The organism is Acetomicrobium hydrogeniformans ATCC BAA-1850 (assembly GCF_000160455.2).
Lineage (GTDB): Bacteria > Synergistota > Synergistia > Synergistales > Acetomicrobiaceae > Acetomicrobium > Acetomicrobium thermoterrenum.
Window position 1 is genome coordinate 942,955 of record NZ_ACJX03000001.1, and the last position, 16,162, is coordinate 959,116.

Here is a 16,162-nt window from a genome sequence, read left to right on the forward strand (position 1 = left end):
TCTATATCCCTCCCGCTAAAGAATCCATCTTGCCGCTTCTGTGTCCTTCCAAATCCAGTGCAACGACTACAAAGCCAAGTCCCTGCAGAAGGCTCCTCAGTTCGTCCCTGACTGCCCAAGCCTTTCCCATATCTTCACGAGACACCTCAACCACGGCAACTTTCGGACGATAACACCTGACCCTGACCTCTTTAAGGCCTAAGGAAGCCAACTCTTTTTCCGCCCTTGAGACCTGACCTATCTCCTCTACAGACAAGGTTGTGTAGTAGGGGAAACGCGTTGCAAGACAGGGGGAAGGAGGTTTGTCCCAAAATTTCAAATCGAATTCACGGGCAAGCTTTCTGATATCTTCCTTCCTCAAACCTGCTTCCTTCAGAGGATGATGCACACCGTCCTCTTTTGCAGCTTCAAGGCCGGGCCTGTATTCCATCGTGTCCGATTCCGTCACCCCGTCCATTACCACATACCCTTTTAAAGCAAACTTTTCAAGCCATTTCATAACCAAAGTGTCTCTGTTTTTTCTGCAGAAATAACACCGCCTAGGATGATTTTGCCTTATCTCGCTTACGCTCAGGTCGTCTGAATATATTACATGGTGTTCGAGCCCGAATGTTTCTGCCACTTTTTTGGCCTCTTCCACTTCGTCGTCGGGAATCAAAGGAGAGGAGAAGGTCACGGCCAGGACATTGCCTTCAACCTTCGAGCAGGTATAGGCCAAAAAAGAACTATCCAATCCGCCCGATAGCAAGATCAAGATGTTGTCGTATTTATTTATGTATTCCAACAACTTAGTCCATTTGGACATCCTATTACCTCTTTTCGTCGTAGAGTGTTTTACAGTTTATTATACATTTTGGCTTATAATAAGTGTAGAAGGTTTGCCGGTCTAGCCTTAAGGTAGGCAAAATTACTCTTATCCCTTTTCGGGGTCATGAATTAATATTTAAAAAATATGACATTCTAGAAGGATTTTATTTAAATGTCAAAAAAATTTTTAACAAAAAGAACGCTAAAAACCATAGCATTCCTATTTTGTCTTTTTCTCTTATCCTTGGTATTGGTCGCCTCGGTGGTTTTAAAAAGGGGAGGCGACTTCGGGTCGGCCTTTGTCGTCGAAAAGATAGAGAAGGCCTTAAAAAGCGTCGCAGGTCTTGACCTTCGCTTTGCCTCCTTTTCCGGCAACCCCATCACCGGATACGTAGGCAGCGGCGTCGAGATATTCCTGGACGGCAATGAATTGCTGCTCGCCAAATCTATAGAAATCAAACCATCCGTCAAATCGCTCATCAAAGGGAAACCCGCCATCAAAAGTATCGAAATAAATTCTATAGATATATCGAAGGATGAAGCTTCGAGACTGGCAACTGCTATCGCTGCAATCAAAGAAACAAATGCATCGCCACCTCCACCGATAGAAGAGATCGTCTTGAAAGATGTAAAGGTCTCAGGAAAAAGAAACTACAGCATAACCCAGGCCAGGTTCAAGCCTCATGACGATTCGATCGACGTCGACTTTCGCGGCGCGATTAATTCCTTAAAAATCACCGGTAAATTCAGGGCGTTGAGGGCCGACGAAAAATTAATTTTAGAAGACTGCCATGTCAAGGTGAACGATACAAAACTAAAACTTGAAGGGACGTTAACACCACGCATCAATCTGACCGGCAAAGTCGAAGAGTTAAGCGCCGAAGAGATAGTGGCTATATTTCCAAAATTCAAAGCGGCACAACCTAAGGGCTTCCTTTCGGGTACTATGGCCATATCTTGCGACGATAGCGGTTCTATCGTCGTTGAAGGACGTTTTTACGTGCCTTCCGGCGAAATTGTCGATATACCATTAAACAGCGCTACATTCACCATGATCTACAAAGAAGGCAAACTTAACTTTGAGCTTCTCGAAAATAGGTCTTTCGAGACAGAAGTTACGGGAAAAATAGAAGTCGCCTTTAACCCTTTGATGTTGAAGTTGGACTTATTCTCAGATAAAGCTTCAACAGAAAAGTGGCAGAGTCGTTTTCCCTGGCTTTCATCCTTTGACGGAATGGCAGAGGATGTCCGCCTGCATCTTAAGGGACATCCGAGGAAGCTCTCGGGAAGGATTCATTTCACGTCCGACGAATTTACCGCCACTGGGTTTACCTTAAAGGATGCTGAAATTGCCGCAGATATATCCGGCAAGGAGGTTTCCTTCAAAGGCAGGGGATATTGGCAGGGAATTCCCATCGCTATGGAAGGATCGGCTCTGCATAACGGCTCCTTGATGCTCGATGCTTTGGTCTCTGCCGAAGGGTTGGAAATCGGCAAGTTGGGCCGACTTTTCAGTTCCCTTTCGGACAAGAACCTCGAGGGCCAATGCGACATTACCGTCAAAGTACAGGGTAAACCTGACGAATTGGCCTTAGAAGGTGTCGCGAAATCCAATCGACTCAAAGCAGGCTTCGCCGATTTGAGAGATCTCAAGATGGAATTCACCCTTAAAAAGAACGGATTAAAGATCTCGTCTTTACAGGCAAAACTTTACGATGGCGAAGTGACAGGGCAGGGGACTATCTCAGATCTCTTTTCGCCGAGCCCTAACATTGACCTATCGGGAATTGCAAGAGATATCGAGTTAGGCGGAATATTCGACTCCGTCGATCCGAAGATGAAGGGAAAAACGGAAGTGAGATGGCGCATTTCAAAGGAAAAGGAGGGTGTCATCTTTTCGGCAGTAGCCGACGCACCCGTTTTAGTCTTTGGCGATTTGTTGAAGCTACTAGACCTGCACGCCGAAGCAGCTTCCTTTGAGGGCGGCTTAAACTTAAAGGGACGAGCCATGTTAAATGGCGGAAAGGTGGAGTTTCTTGGGAAAATAAAAGATGAAAAGGGCGAGCTTTTTACGGAGATCTCAGGTACGATCTCCGATTTGCGCCTCGAGCCGAAAACATGGCCTATCCATGGTATGTTAAGAGGAAATTTCAAAGCGGAAGGACACAGCGGAAATCTAAGTTTCTATGCAAAGATGTACGGCCAGGATGTAACGGTAAAGGACATCCCCCTTAAGGACTTTAAATTAGCCGTGGGCGGAAAGAATTCTTCTATGGAAGTGCAGTCCCTCTCCTTCGGTCTCTGCAATGGCATTGTCTCCTTGGGCGGAACAATTGAGGGGGATAACTTGCATTTAACGGGAGACTTCAATGCCGTCGATATCTCAGGACTCCCCTTGCCTTCCCTCTGGTTCGTTCGGGGCATAACGGGCGGGAAAGTGGTCGTAGAAGGTGAGTTTACCTCTCCTCAGATTGAAATAGATGGCCTGATTAGAGAGGCGGCAATAGACGGCTTAACCTTTGAAACCGTAAAATTCAAGGCTAAATGCGATACGGTCAATCTTGCATTAGACGTCACGGAGGCCAGCGGTGAAAATTGGACAATAAAGGGGAGAGCTAAGGGCAGCATCAAGCCCTATCCGACCTTCGAATTCGAGGTTGACGGAGACAACGTCCCCATAGATATGTTTTCCCAACTGCTTTCGCCAAATCTAAAAGGAAAGCTTAAAGGCAGGGCCAAGATGAGTTTTGCCGGAAAATACGACGGAGCCTTAACCTATCGGGGCCTTATCCGATCAGAGGAGCTTTCTTTTTTTGACGTTAAGTTCCAAAACGTGGAGATTCCTCTTGCTTTGAGCTCCGATTCCCTTCGGATCGATGACTTAAAGGCCTCGCTGTTTGGAGGAACCTTGAATATGAGCTATTCCGCTCAGGTTGGAAAGCTCCTGGCGTGGCAAAGCGATATAGATATAAAAAACGCTCCGCTGAACGCATTTTTGCAAAATTTTCTGGCGGAATCGGTTTCATCGGACGGCATCTTAAACCTTTCCCTCAATTTGAAGGGCGAAGGTACGCGATTGGTGAACCTCTCGGGCTACGGCAAATTAGATGTGACAGACGGTAAAATCGTAGGGTTTGCTGAAAAACACGATGGGCTGAAAAGCATTGGACTTAATAGCCTGAATTTTCAGAAGGCCTCCCTGGACTTTTATATCAACGGTCCGTCACTTTACATTTTGCCGGGAAGCATGATAACCTCCCAACCCAACGATTCCCTGTACCGATACATCTCCATTGACGGTATTCTGGCTTTAGACGGGATGATCGATCTGTTCTGCTCAGGAAATATAAACGTCAAAGCTTTAAACGCCCTGACCAGGGCCGTGAAGGAAGTAGCGATACTTGAAAATCCGACGGAACAGGAAATGGCCCAAAATTTGCTCAAGGGCTTCATCAGCGGATTTTCCCTCAACGACTTTAAAGACATTTCTCTTCACATAAAAGGCAGCTGGCCATCCCTGACAATCTCAAATCTAAGGGTAAACGAACCTCTAATGGCCAAAGGCCCATTATATTACCAATTCGATGATGATGAGGATGAGTGGAAATTCAACCTCCATTTTAACTTCCCGACAGGCAGCGGTAAGCCTTCTGAGGGGGATTTAGGGGAGCAGTTCGTTTCTCAGATCCTGGAAGGACTTTTAAACGGCATTTTCAAACCCACCTCAGAGGATAACAGTAAAAAGGGCACCTTTTCAACTGCGGACGAAATCAAGGGAAATCATTAAGATCCCGCTTTACGCCGAGATTAGCCTCAATTTTCGGACAGGACCCTCATCAAAACTTCGTGATCGATGTTGCCTCCCGATATGACCACTCCGACATAACGCCCCACGGCCGATATCCGCCCCGATAATAACGCAGCTACACCGATAGCCCCCGCTCCCTCAACTACCTGATGGTGTTTTTTATGAAGAAAAGAGATTGCCCCGGCAATGTCCTTTTCTTCTACAGCAATGAAATCATCAACGCGAACCCTGGCCAGATCGAGCAAAGACTGCGGTATTCCGCCCGTCAGGCCATCGGCCAATGTGTCTGAATAGGATACATCTACGACCCTTCCCGACTGCCAAGATGCAACCCAGGGCATGGACGCCACCGATTGAACCCCAACGATCCTTATGCGGGGAGAAAGGGCCTTGGCAGCTGTAGCGATGCCGGTTATTAAACCGCCGCCCCCTGCCGGCACAATGATCATATCGAGCTCAGGTTCGTCCAACAACATCTCAAGCCCCACGGTACCAGCGCCGCTTACGATGTAATGATCCTCGTAGGAAGAGACGTAGGTCAAACCTTCGGTTCTCGACAGCTCCTTTGCAGCCGCCTCCGCTTCATCGTACAGGCCTTCGGTCACCCTAAGCTCTACTTTATCTCCGCCCAGCCTTTTAATGGCCTTTCGTTTTGTTATAGGGCATACCGACGGAACAAAGACTACCGCCCTTACGCCAAGCATTTTGGCAGCCATGGCCACCCCTTGAGCGTGATTGCCGCTTGAAGCGGTCACAACTCCCCGCTTTCTTTCGCCCTCGGACATGTGAAACATTTTATTAAGAGATCCCCTGATCTTAAAGGATCCGCAAGGTTGCATGTTCTCCCACTTGAGAAAAACTCTTCCTCCCGCTATCTTGCTCAGATCGGCCGATTCTTCCGTTGGAGTGCGCCTCGCCTTGCCTTCTAAAAATTTCGCCGCCCTCAATACATCCCTCATTTCAGGCCATATCATAATTTTTATACGATTCTCCTTTATGTGCTTTAATTTTATAAAGGTTTTTACAACACTTCATGGTAATATTATAATATTAATTATTCCATGTCAAAGCAGCAAGATGCCATCTGCCCCTGTCCTCTTCGAGGCAGAAATGGCCTTTTGGGTGCCCCGTTTTAAAAATTGATATTTTGTAGAGGTGACTTCAGCCCAATGAAGCTAATAAGCACGGAAAAGCTGAAATCAGGGATGATAGTAGCACGTCCTATTATATCGGATGCAGGCATCCTCTTGCTTAATAGTGATGTAACACTCAACGATCGCCTGATAGAACTCATAAAAAGAAGGGGCATTCCCTTTCTTTACGTCAAGGACGATAGGATAGATACAGATGTTAAACCCCTCATAACGCCCGAGGATACGGCAAAGGCAGTATACGTCATCAAAAAAGCTTTTGACCAAGCCCTTCAAAGCAGCCTCAGGCGTTCCTCGCAGATGAACCTGGAACTTCTGGATGATATAGTTTCAGGCATCGTGGAAATCATTTCAAGACAAAATGACCTGATCGTTCACCTAATCGACATAAAAAACGCCGATTCCTACACCTTCCAACACAGCCTCCAAGTTATGACCATCTCTCTTATGATCGGCAAGATCCTGGATATGACCAAAAACCAACTCCACAATCTGGGCATGGGCGCGGTCCTGCACGACATAGGGAAGGTCGGAATTCCGAAGTCAATCTTGAACAAAGAAGGGCCTTTGACGGAGGAAGAGAGAAGTATAGTCAGACAACACCCCAAAATAGGTTTTGAATTTCTGCAGGATTGCCCGTTAGTTTGGCCCACGGCCAGGGCCGTCGTCCTGCAACACCACGAAAAATGGGACGGCTCGGGTTACCCCCGAGGCCTTGCAGGAGAGGACATCCACATCTATTCTCGCATAGTAGCCCCAGTGAACGTTTACGACGCTTTGATATCGAAAAGGCCCTATCAGGAATCCATGCTCCCTCATCAAGCCTATTATTACATAAAGGGAAAAGCCGGCTTATTGTTCGACCCCCTCGTGGTAGAAAAATTCCTAGATATAGTAGCCCCCTATCCGATTGGCACTTGGGTCAAACTAAACTCCGGCGAGGTTGGATTGGTCACGTCGATAAAGCCAGGGAAAGTAGCCTATCCCGAGGTCAAGATCTTTTACGATAATAATTTAAAGTCTCTGAAAAACCCAACCACAATATCCTTGGCCGAAAACACAATATTATCTATAGATGAAGTTGTAGAGGAACCATCAGAATAACATACGAAGGGGGATCGCTGAATGTTTTTGCTTTGCATTGCCAACACCGAATTGAGCAAAATACCTGGCCTTTCTGCCGCAGGAGAAAACGTCGAAGCCATTAAATACACCGTGCCTTCCGATGCAGAACTCGTCTATTGGGGGAAATGCCTCACAAGCTCTTCCTTGCCGGTCGACCCTGAAGGACATCCCACACCTGCAATACTTACTAGGGCAGCTTACGAAGAGGCCCAATTTCCCGTCATGGTCGTAAGGACAGGAAGCTTCATCCCGCCCGCCTGTCCCTACGTAGAGATATCGTCGACACCCGGCGCAAATCCCTTAGAAAGACCTGCCGTAATTGAAGCGAAGAGAATATATTCCTGGGCAAAAACTTTGGGACATAACATATCGGCAATTGAGCCCCTTGTAGTCATAGGAGAATCCATACCTGGAGGGACCACCTCCGCATTTCTCGTTCTTAAGGCCCTGGGTTACGACGGCATGGTCTCCTCGGCAAGCCCCAAAAACCCGACGAACTTGAAAGTAGAGATTTGGAAAAAATGTTGTGAGGTCTACGGCATAAGCGAAGGTTCGCTTCGACATAAAGGGCTAGATGCCCTCTCTCTATTGGGAGATCCTATGCAGGCAGCGGTAGCAGGGATTGCCATGGGGTCCTTTAACAGGTCTCGCGTTGTCCTTGCAGGCGGAACTCAGATGCTTGCCGTAGCGGCCATCTTGAGGCATGAAGGGTACAATGGGGAAATCGAGATAGCCACAACGAAATACGTGGCCACGGACAAGACGGCAAACTTCGCCGATCTGGCTGAAGACTTAGGAATCAAAACTCATGTCGTTCCCGTCGACCTATCCCGCTCAGCCTTCAAAGGGCTTTCGGATTACGAAAGAGGTTACGTAAAGGAGGGCGTTGGCGCCGGGGGCGCCCTGTGGTATGCAACTTATCTGGGCCTTTCCCTTGATAGGTTGACCGACAAAATAGAGAAACTATACGACAACTTAATAAAGGGAGCTCTTCAATGAGACTGATATTTATCCTAGGAGGGGCGAGAAGCGGAAAGAGCAGCTTCGCAAAAGCTATATTGGAGAAATATGAAGGGCCCGTCACCTTTCTGGCCACCGCAAGGCCGGGCGACGAAGAAATGAGGAGGCGCATCTTTTTTCACAAAAGAGAAAGGCCTGCCTCATGGAGCACCTGGGAGGGCAATCCTAAGGATCTCATAGATTTCGCCGACGCGATCAAAGGCGCCGCTTTGATGGATTGTCTCACCACGTGGTTGTCGGAACTCATATTCGACAATTACGATATCGAAAACCTCTCCGAAGGGGAGTGGCAAAGGGCCGAAGGAGAGCTTCTCTCCAATGTAGAGGATTTGTGTGGAGTCAGAGGACCGGAAGTATTCGTCATAGTTAGCAACGAGTTAGGTTGCGGAATTACACCCCTCTCGTTAATGGGACGAAGATTTCGGGACCTCCACGGCAGAGCCAATCAAATTGTCGCCTCGCGAGCGGAAAGGGTCGCCATGATCATGGCTGGATTGCCCCTATGGCTTAAGGGCAAACCACTCTTTTGACTTCAGTGATTTGACAAAAGACGAGCGAGGCTGGTCGCAAAAAAATTTTACATATAAAATATCTTTATCAAGATAATGTAGAGGTAATTCATAAATTCCAAAAGGGGGCCTGGCCTTGCGCATATTGGAGTTGATAGCGGCTTCATTTGCTTTTTTCAGCAGAATTCCCGTGCCTAAAATCCTTTTGCCCGAAAAAGAACCACCCTATGCCATGATTTTAGTCGTATCTCCTTTAATGGGGGGGTTCTTAGGCGCCCTATGGGGAGGGATAGGGGCATTCCTCAGCCTGAGGTTTGCTGCGCTCGGTGCCGCCTGGGCTTCGGCAGTAGTATACGTCCTTTTGGGCTGGGGATTGCACCTGGACGGTCTGAGCGACATTGCCGACGGTTGGGCAAGCGGTAAAAGCGGTGAGGAAATGAGAGAGATCGTCAAGGACAGCCGCTGCGGTCCCTATGGCGTTATGGCCCTAGTCTTGACCTTTGGCCTCTGGACTTCCCTCCTGTTCGCCCTCCCCTCATGGCGATGGATAACGATAGGAATGATAGTGAGCGCATCGGGCAAATGGGCGATGTGTTGCGCTGCCTGTATGGGCAACTGCCCTTGGAAGAACAGTATGGCCTTTTCCTTCGTTCAAAATTTTTCCCTCAAAGAAACCGCTTACGCTTTTATCTGTTTTGTGTTAATCTTCTTCTTCGGACCTTGGATGTGGGTCTTGTCCTTTTTAGCGACGACGGTCGTAGGCGTCCTTATGTCCCTTTGGGCACAATACAGATTGGGGGGGATAAGCGGCGATGTCCTCGGGGCAACAGAGGTTTTAGGCGAAATCCTTGCCCTTGCTGCTATAGCTTTATTTACGTCCTAAGCTATTAAGGGCAGGACAGATCCACAAATTTCAGCACACAGATAGGGAAAGAAGAAGTGGTAAGAATGGAAAAACAGGGAAGAAAAAGAATAAAACTGATCGCGATAGATCTGGACGGATCTTTATTGACTTCACAAAACAACATCACCGAAAGGACGGCTCTGGCCATTAAAGAACTGATCTCCCGCGGGGTTATTTTTGTAATAGCAACGGGGAGGATGTTCCCCTCTGCGAGAAAATATGCCCTTCAATTCGGACCCAATACTCAGGTAATATCTTATAATGGCGCCTTGGTAAAAAGCGCTGCTGGCGAGCTGTTGTTACATAGGCCGATACCGCTGAATTTGGCCAAGGACGTGATGTCCTTTTTAAGGGAGAGGAAATGGCACGTAAACAGCTACATTGACGATGTGCTCTACGTCAAGGAATTGAACCAAAAGGCCTTGATATATGCCAGAAACTCGGATGTAACGCCCCAAGTCGCGGGCGATGAGATATACAACCCAAAAAAAGAGCCGACCAAGCTGCTCGTCGTTGCCAACGACCCAAGCCAAACGGAGCAAATCAGGGACGAGATAAAACTGAATTTCAACGGCCGCCTCTTCGTGGCCATTTCATCACCACTTTATATCGATCTTGGGAATCCGGAGACGAGCAAGGGAAAAGCTATAAAATTTCTGGCCGATCGCCTTGGCATAGAAAGAGATGAAATATGCGTCATAGGCGATTCCGAAAACGACGTGGAGATGTTCGAAGCGGCAGGAGTGTCGATCGCCATGGGAAACGCCAGAGAGGACGTGAAATCCAAGGCCTCCTTCGTAACTGCCTCCAACGACGAAGATGGCGTAGCCGTAGCCATTGAAGAGATCGTCATTCCCCGCTATCTTTAACCAATTCCGACAGAGCGTTCAAAAAAAACTCTATATCTTCCTCTTCGTTGAAGGGGCCGGGCGAGACCCTCAAGGCGCCTTCCGGGAAGGTGCCGAGCGTCCTGTGGGCCAGCGGAGCACAGTGCAGCCCCGGACGGGTCTCAATTTTCCACCTGTCGTTAAGCTTAAACGCCAGCTCGGCGTTATCCCAACCCTTCACGTTAAAGGCGAATACGGGAAGTCTGCCTGCCATGGTCTTCGGCCCGTAAAGGATGGCTTCGGGCATACCGAGCAGCCCATCTAAAAGTTTCTCGCCGAGGCGGTTGGATTTTTCTGCGATATTTTTTATCCCACGAGCATCTATCCAATCTATAGCAGCGCTTAACCCAGCTATTCCGGGCAAATTGAGGGTGCCGGACTCGAATTTATCGGGCAGTTTATCCGGTTGAACCTCTTCGTGAGAGAAACTTCCCGTCCCCCCCTCTATAAGGGGAGAAACAGCTTCGGCAAAGTCAGGTCTCCATACAATTCCCCCCGTGCCCTGGGGGCCCAGCAGCCCTTTATGCCCCGTAAAACATAAAGCAGCTATGTCCCCTTTGGACACCGATATAGGCAGATGACCGGCAGCTTGGGCGGCATCTATAACCACGGGAAGGCCGTAATCGCCACATATACCGCATAAGGCCTCGATATCCTGAATCGCTCCGCAGACGTTGCTTGCGTGATTTAAGATGATCAGATTTGGCCTGTGTTTTTTTATCTCCTCTTCAAAAAACGAGGGAGACAGGAAGCCATTTCGGTCGCATTTCATTACGATGACCCTTACGCCTTTTCTTTCCAAGCTTCTGAGGGGCCTTATCACGGCATTGTGCTCCACGGAGGAGGTTAAGACGGTCATGCCGGGCCTCAAAAATCCCTTTATGACGACGTTGAGAGCTTCCGTAACGTTGGAAGTAAAGGTTACATACCTGGGATCCCGATCCGAGTGGCCGTCAAAAAGGGTCGCAATTTTGGCACGCGTATCGGCGACCAAACCGAGGGTCATCACGTCTCTGTCGGAAGCGCTTCCCCTGCCAAGATTGGCGCCGGCATTCAGAATGAAATTCGACATCTCCTCCGCCACCACCCTTGGTTTCGGCCAACTGGTCGCAGCGTTGTTAAGATATAAGGACACTAACCTCACTCCTCCTGCAGTAAAAACTAAATATTTTCCAAAACCTTTTTAACTATGAATTCCCCTGCCCTTGGCCTGGCCAAGCTGCCCGCAATATCCGTAAGCCTTTTTCTCTCCGCATCGTTTCTGAGGACGGACAATACAGTATGGGCTGTCCTCCGGGGTTCAAATATGGCTTTTGCAGCACCGCGATCGAGCAGATAATCGGAGTTTCTTTGCTCCTGCCCCGGGATGACTCCACAAAGAAAGAACGGGCGTTTCATGCACAGCACCTCGGAGGTCGATAAACCGCCCGGCTTCATCACGATAGCGTCAGAGGCAGCATATATGTTCACCATATCCTTGACAAAACCGAATACCTTCACTTTGAAGTTATCGTAGAATCTCTCCTCCATTGCCTCTCTTAGATCGTCATTGTTACCACAGAGGGTCAAGACTGTGGCTCCATCTACCTGAGATAGAGATTCGACAACATCCTCCAGAGGGCCGACTCCTATGCCGCCCCCCATGACTAAAAATACCTCGGACTCCTGCGACAGGCCCAACTTGGCACGAGCGGAAGACTTTGCCGGAGGGTCTGCAAAACAGCGCCTCACAGGAATTCCCGAAACGTGAACTTTGTTCATGTCGATACCGTCTGCTTCGTATTGTAACCTCGCCTCTTCCGAAGCTATAAACCACTCGTCGTAAACATCCTTATCGCGGTGAAAGATATGACTCAAAAAGTCCGTATTCACCAAAATAATGGGAATTCTCCCCCTGAATTCCTGAGCAACGGCGGAGGCGGCAAAAAAATGGGTGAATATTATCACATCTGGGGAAAAATCGTATAAAATTTTGAGCAATTTTCTCGCGTTTAACTTTACGGTCAATTCGTGAAGTCCAATCAGTAGCCCTATAGATCCTTCGGGCGAATCGGTGGATTCGTAAAAATATCCCCAAATCTGTGGCGCCTTACGAACCATCTCCAGATAGGAGCGAGCATATATTCCTCGAATTAGCGGGTTTACGTAAGCTAGAGCATCGAGGCATATCGTCTCTACATTGAACATCGAAAACCACTCACACAATGCATTTGCTGCCGTCTTATGCCCCGTCCCAATGGACGAATGTATTATAGCTGCCCTTCTTTTCTCATTTGTCATAATCACTTTCGCTCCTCGCCTTGCTTCAGCCTATTTTTAAGCATATCTCCCAGAGTCATGGAAATGGGCGTCTCCTGCTCTGAAATCAATTTGATCGCCGAGAGAATGGAATCGCAAATCTGCTCAAGGGAATAATGGGAAGGGAAGTAGAGGGCAGCTGCATCGCCGTGACCACCTCCATGGATCTTTTTGCCATCGCGCAACATCCCCGTTATCTTTCCGGCCAATCCCGTCCTGCTTCTAAGGGAAACGGCCCACTCGCCCGTGACCTTTTTATTCGCAACGGCGACCATTTTTGGGGGATCCTCGTTCCTATCCAAAATTAGGCCGCAAAAATCGGAGACATCCCCAAACTGCAACAGTTCCGGGCCTACGGCCACAAGATCGTCTCCGAAGCGTTTTACCCTTTCCAAAGCCGTTGCGAACCGCTCTTCCTGATCCCTGACGAAAGTCACGGTCGCCTCGTACTCTCCTTCTGAGAGGGATGAGGAAGGATTGGCTATAAGCCTGCCTAAAACGCTCCAGGGTCCGCACATCGTGATCAACGCCTGCCAAAGCCTGCTTTCGGGAATCTGTCCCAGCCAAAGATCCCTGTCGTTTGCGACTTCAACTATGTCAGAAAGCGGCAAGAGGCGTTCCTCTACGTTTTTTGGAAGTTCAAGTGACATGAGCCAATTATAGTAAACCTTGGCAGCACAACACGATGTATCTATCTTCAGCCAGGACCTGTTGCCCCAGCGTTCCAAAGTGGTCTTGTGGTGATCAAAACATATTGGCGAACCTCCATCGAAAAAGTTGTCTATTAAATCGATCGTCTCCCTCCTCTGGCAGAATAAATCCAAAACGACAAGGCTTCTTCCCGACTTCACCGAATCGAAGATTACGTTGTCCACATCCCCATATCCTATTAAATAAATCTGCAGGGGAGAGTTATCCGGATAGAGGGCATGCCAGGCCACGGCAGCGGCCACTACGCCGTCGAGGTCTGTATGGCTTATTATATTAATCAAAGGCCTCATCAAAATAAACTGCACCTCCAATATTTGAAAGGGGTGATTTGCATGTGTCTTAAAAAACTCATATCACGCAGTATAGAGCTTAATATAAAACGTCCCGACCGTCACGAAAATATGATCAAAAGAAGAAGAGATCTCCCTTTGATAATTATAGGTGATCTCCACGGAGAGCGCGATTCCCTAAAAGAAATCTTAGAAATAACGAGCGACGAAAGAGATTCCCTTTTTCTATTTCTAGGGGATTACGTGGACAGGGGTCCAGATTGTATGGGCTTACTTGAAGACATCATCAACTTTCAAATAAACAACGGAGAAAGAGTGATATTACTTCGAGGCAACCACGAAGATTGGGATATGAATATACGCTATTCCTTCGCCAGCGAATTAATAGCCAAAGGCTACGAAGGGGTAATCGAAGATATTATCTCCTGGTACGAGTCTCTGCCCTTAATCGCCCTTTTCGATGACGTAATCGCTTTACACGGTGGCGTCCCAAAACCGATTCCCTCAAATATAGACGATCTTTCCAGAATAAGGGCCACCGATCCTTTGGGGATGCAAATTTTGTGGAACGACCCTCTGGATGAAGGCTATTGGCCCCGCGGAGGAGGAACAAAACCCTTTAACGCCGAAGATTTGGAAGCTTTTTTGAAGCTAACAGGCGCGAAACTCCTGATAAGGGGACACCAATACGTACCTAATAGAGGGTATAAGCTCAATTTCGACAACAGATGTATGACCATCTTTTCAGCAAGCTACGGATACGGTTGGCCCAGATGCTTTGTTTATCTTCCCCCTTGTGATTTCAACGTCGGCGATGTGGAAAAATACATCATCCGGATATAAGGATTCCCATATTTATTCACTATGGTGTGATCAATTAGCCAGTAAAGTCTCGATAACTTCACAGAAACTTATACACAGTCGGTGAATAACCTGTGGATAACTACGTAATCGCGCTCCTTCACTATAAATTACATAGTTCACTAAATTGATTTTAATAATCGAAATCCCATGGTTGACGCACAATGAAGAAAAAAGTTATCCACATGTTTGGTCAACAACTTGTGTATATGTGGATAACTTTTGTGGAAAATATGTGGTAATATTTAGGATAACCTGTGGATAACCAAGGGGGGCCTTTTTGTGGACGACAAGTTAAACGATACGTGGAAAGACATTCTTTCGATAGCTCGTGAAAAACTCCCTCAGGGGGCTACTGAAATATGGCTTAAGACCTGTTTACCCATTTCCCTTGACAGAGGAAAACTAGTCCTCGATGTTCCTAACGTTTTCGTAAAGGAACAAATTCAATCTCGCTTCTTGAGCGGGCTTAAAGATCTCGTGGCCGACAGGGGTATTGCCAGGGAAGTTGAGCTGGTAGTGGGGACGGAGGTGCGCGATGGAGAACAAAAGAGAGCTGAAAATGCCTTAAAACAACCACCACCTCCGAATCCCGACGGACTCAACCCTAACTATTATTTCGATACCTTCGTAGTAGGGAAATCCAACAGATTAGCCCATGCCGCAAGCCTTGCCGTGGCCGAATCTCCGGGGGTAGCATACAATCCTTTATTCATCTGGGGAGGCGTGGGTCTTGGGAAAACTCACCTGATGCATGCCATAGGTCATTACGTATTGGAACACCTGCCGGGCGCACGTGTAGTTTATGCCAGTTCCGAAAAATTCACTAATGAACTGATATCGGCCATACAAAACAACAAGACACAGGAATTCAAGGCCAAGTTTCGGAATGTGGATATCCTCTTGATAGACGATATACAGTTTTTGGCCAACAAAGAGAGCACCCAGGAGGAGTTTTTTCACACCTTCAACAGCTTGCACAACGCAAAAAGACAGATCGTCTTAAGTTCTGACAGGCCTCCCAAGGAAATTCAGAGTATAGAACAGAGGTTGGTCTCCCGATTTGAATGGGGACTTGTAACGGACATACAACCTCCCGATCTGGAGACTAGAATAGCGATACTTCAAAAGAAGGCGGAATTTAGAGGATATGACATCCCCGAGGACGTCGTCTATTTTCTGGCTCAAAACATCCCCAGTAACATAAGGGAGCTAGAAGGAGCTTTGAACCGAATAATAGCGTGCTCTCAACTCAATATGGAACCGATAACGGTGGAAAATGCCACGGAGTGGCTGAAAGATATTATAAAAATGCAACAACAGGGACCTATATCGGTCGATCTCATTCAGGATGCCGTCGCTTCCTACTTTGGTTTTGACGTTGAGGACCTGAAAAGCTCAAAAAGAACTGCCGATATTGCCTTGGCAAGACAGGTAGCCATGTATTTGTCCAGAGAATTGACTGAGTCCAGCTTACAGCAGATTGGTATAGCCTTTAATAAGAAGGACCATACGACCGTCCTTCATGCCTGTAGAAAGATTGAGGAGATGATGAAGGAAGATTTGAAGATGAAAAAGATTGTGGATAACTTGTTGAGTAATTTGCGGTCTAATAGTGGATAAGTTGTCATAAATCCACATATATAATTTTTATTCCAGCTAATATGCGTATATTGTGGATAGATTCCGAGCTTCTTCGCACATCTATCCACTGTGGAAAACTCAAGCAGATCGGCCTTGTTCCACGTTATCCACAATATCCACCGCACCTATTACTGTCACTACTATTTT

The 16,162-nt window shown here is 47.5% G+C and carries 13 protein-coding genes; 8 read left to right on the forward strand and 5 right to left on the reverse strand.

Annotation, left to right across the window (positions count from 1 at the left end):
- Nucleotide 1: 1 nt before the first annotated feature.
- Nucleotides 2-805, reverse strand: coding sequence for an ATP-dependent sacrificial sulfur transferase LarE (gene larE, locus HMPREF1705_RS04575; protein ID WP_009202064.1), 804 nt, complete (start codon nt 803-805; stop codon nt 2-4).
- A 174-nt stretch (nt 806-979) separates the two neighbouring features.
- Here larE and HMPREF1705_RS04580 point away from each other — a divergent pair, with 174 nt between their 5' ends.
- A complete protein-coding gene (locus HMPREF1705_RS04580; RefSeq protein ID WP_009202063.1) occupies nt 980-4,594 on the forward strand; it encodes an AsmA-like C-terminal region-containing protein in 3,615 nt (1,204 codons plus the stop codon).
- A gap of 26 nt (nt 4,595-4,620) precedes the next feature.
- Here HMPREF1705_RS04580 and HMPREF1705_RS04585 read toward each other — a convergent pair whose 3' ends face one another.
- Nucleotides 4,621-5,589, reverse strand: a complete 969-nt coding sequence (locus HMPREF1705_RS04585; protein WP_009202062.1) for a threonine ammonia-lyase — start codon at nt 5,587-5,589, stop codon at nt 4,621-4,623.
- A gap of 195 nt (nt 5,590-5,784) precedes the next feature.
- Between HMPREF1705_RS04585 and HMPREF1705_RS04590 the strand changes: the two genes are divergently transcribed.
- The 5 genes from HMPREF1705_RS04590 (at nt 5,785) to HMPREF1705_RS04610 (ending at nt 10,193) form a co-directional block, all read left to right on the forward strand.
- The gene (locus tag HMPREF1705_RS04590; protein WP_009202060.1) at nt 5,785-6,870 is read left to right on the forward strand and encodes an HD-GYP domain-containing protein; all 1,086 of its coding nucleotides are present in this window, start codon (nt 5,785-5,787) and stop codon (nt 6,868-6,870) included.
- Nucleotides 6,871-6,891: 21 nt separating this feature from the next.
- On the forward strand, nt 6,892-7,890 hold the full coding sequence (gene cobT, locus HMPREF1705_RS04595; protein WP_009202059.1) for a nicotinate mononucleotide-dependent phosphoribosyltransferase CobT: 999 nt from the start codon (nt 6,892-6,894) through the stop codon (nt 7,888-7,890).
- Nucleotides 7,887-8,441, forward strand: a complete 555-nt coding sequence (locus tag HMPREF1705_RS04600; protein ID WP_009202058.1) for a bifunctional adenosylcobinamide kinase/adenosylcobinamide-phosphate guanylyltransferase — start codon at nt 7,887-7,889, stop codon at nt 8,439-8,441. Before cobT ends, HMPREF1705_RS04600 begins: the two co-directional genes overlap by 4 nt.
- Before the next feature lie 115 nt (nt 8,442-8,556).
- The gene (gene cobS / locus HMPREF1705_RS04605) at nt 8,557-9,303 is read left to right on the forward strand and encodes an adenosylcobinamide-GDP ribazoletransferase (protein ID WP_111089562.1); all 747 of its coding nucleotides are present in this window, start codon (nt 8,557-8,559) and stop codon (nt 9,301-9,303) included.
- A gap of 65 nt (nt 9,304-9,368) precedes the next feature.
- A complete protein-coding gene (locus tag HMPREF1705_RS04610) occupies nt 9,369-10,193 on the forward strand; it encodes a Cof-type HAD-IIB family hydrolase (RefSeq protein ID WP_009202056.1) in 825 nt (274 codons plus the stop codon).
- On the opposite strand, the gene HMPREF1705_RS04615 is transcribed toward HMPREF1705_RS04610, so the two are convergent.
- Genes HMPREF1705_RS04615 through HMPREF1705_RS04625 form a run of 3 tightly spaced genes read right to left on the reverse strand, consistent with a single transcriptional unit; the run spans nt 10,174 to nt 13,510 of the window.
- On the reverse strand, nt 10,174-11,346 hold the full coding sequence (locus tag HMPREF1705_RS04615) for an aminotransferase class V-fold PLP-dependent enzyme (RefSeq protein ID WP_009202055.1): 1,173 nt from the start codon (nt 11,344-11,346) through the stop codon (nt 10,174-10,176). The two genes, HMPREF1705_RS04610 and HMPREF1705_RS04615, sit on opposite strands and share 20 nt — an antisense overlap.
- Nucleotides 11,347-11,372: 26 nt before the next feature.
- The gene (locus HMPREF1705_RS04620; RefSeq protein WP_009202054.1) at nt 11,373-12,491 is read right to left on the reverse strand and encodes an MGDG synthase family glycosyltransferase; all 1,119 of its coding nucleotides are present in this window, start codon (nt 12,489-12,491) and stop codon (nt 11,373-11,375) included.
- A gap of 2 nt (nt 12,492-12,493) precedes the next feature.
- Nucleotides 12,494-13,510, reverse strand: coding sequence for a phosphohydrolase (locus tag HMPREF1705_RS04625; protein ID WP_009202053.1), 1,017 nt, complete (start codon nt 13,508-13,510; stop codon nt 12,494-12,496).
- A gap of 42 nt (nt 13,511-13,552) precedes the next feature.
- Between HMPREF1705_RS04625 and HMPREF1705_RS04630 the strand changes: the two genes are divergently transcribed.
- Both HMPREF1705_RS04630 and dnaA read left to right on the forward strand, forming a co-directional pair.
- On the forward strand, nt 13,553-14,353 hold the full coding sequence (locus HMPREF1705_RS04630; RefSeq protein WP_040348749.1) for a metallophosphoesterase family protein: 801 nt from the start codon (nt 13,553-13,555) through the stop codon (nt 14,351-14,353).
- 300 nt (nt 14,354-14,653) lie between these two features.
- Entirely contained in the window at nt 14,654-15,994 is a 1,341-nt protein-coding gene (gene dnaA / locus HMPREF1705_RS04635) for a chromosomal replication initiator protein DnaA (RefSeq protein WP_009202051.1), read from the forward strand.
- The last annotated feature ends 168 nt before the right edge of the window (nt 15,995-16,162 follow it).

Coding starts and splice junctions, on each gene's coding strand:
- HMPREF1705_RS04620 (WP_009202054.1), bottom strand. CDS start 12,491: ATGACAAATGAGAAAAGAAGGGCAGCTATAATACATTCGTCCATTGGG.
- cobT (WP_009202059.1), top strand. CDS start 6,892: ATGTTTTTGCTTTGCATTGCCAACACCGAATTGAGCAAAATACCTGGC.
- HMPREF1705_RS04590 (WP_009202060.1), top strand. CDS start 5,785: ATGAAGCTAATAAGCACGGAAAAGCTGAAATCAGGGATGATAGTAGCA.
- HMPREF1705_RS04585 (WP_009202062.1), bottom strand. CDS start 5,589: ATGATATGGCCTGAAATGAGGGATGTATTGAGGGCGGCGAAATTTTTA.
- HMPREF1705_RS04625 (WP_009202053.1), bottom strand. CDS start 13,510: ATGAGGCCTTTGATTAATATAATAAGCCATACAGACCTCGACGGCGTA.
- HMPREF1705_RS04630 (WP_040348749.1), top strand. CDS start 13,553: ATGTGTCTTAAAAAACTCATATCACGCAGTATAGAGCTTAATATAAAA.
- larE (WP_009202064.1), bottom strand. CDS start 805: ATGTCCAAATGGACTAAGTTGTTGGAATACATAAATAAATACGACAAC.
- HMPREF1705_RS04580 (WP_009202063.1), top strand. CDS start 980: ATGTCAAAAAAATTTTTAACAAAAAGAACGCTAAAAACCATAGCATTC.
- HMPREF1705_RS04600 (WP_009202058.1), top strand. CDS start 7,887: ATGAGACTGATATTTATCCTAGGAGGGGCGAGAAGCGGAAAGAGCAGC.
- HMPREF1705_RS04610 (WP_009202056.1), top strand. CDS start 9,369: ATGGAAAAACAGGGAAGAAAAAGAATAAAACTGATCGCGATAGATCTG.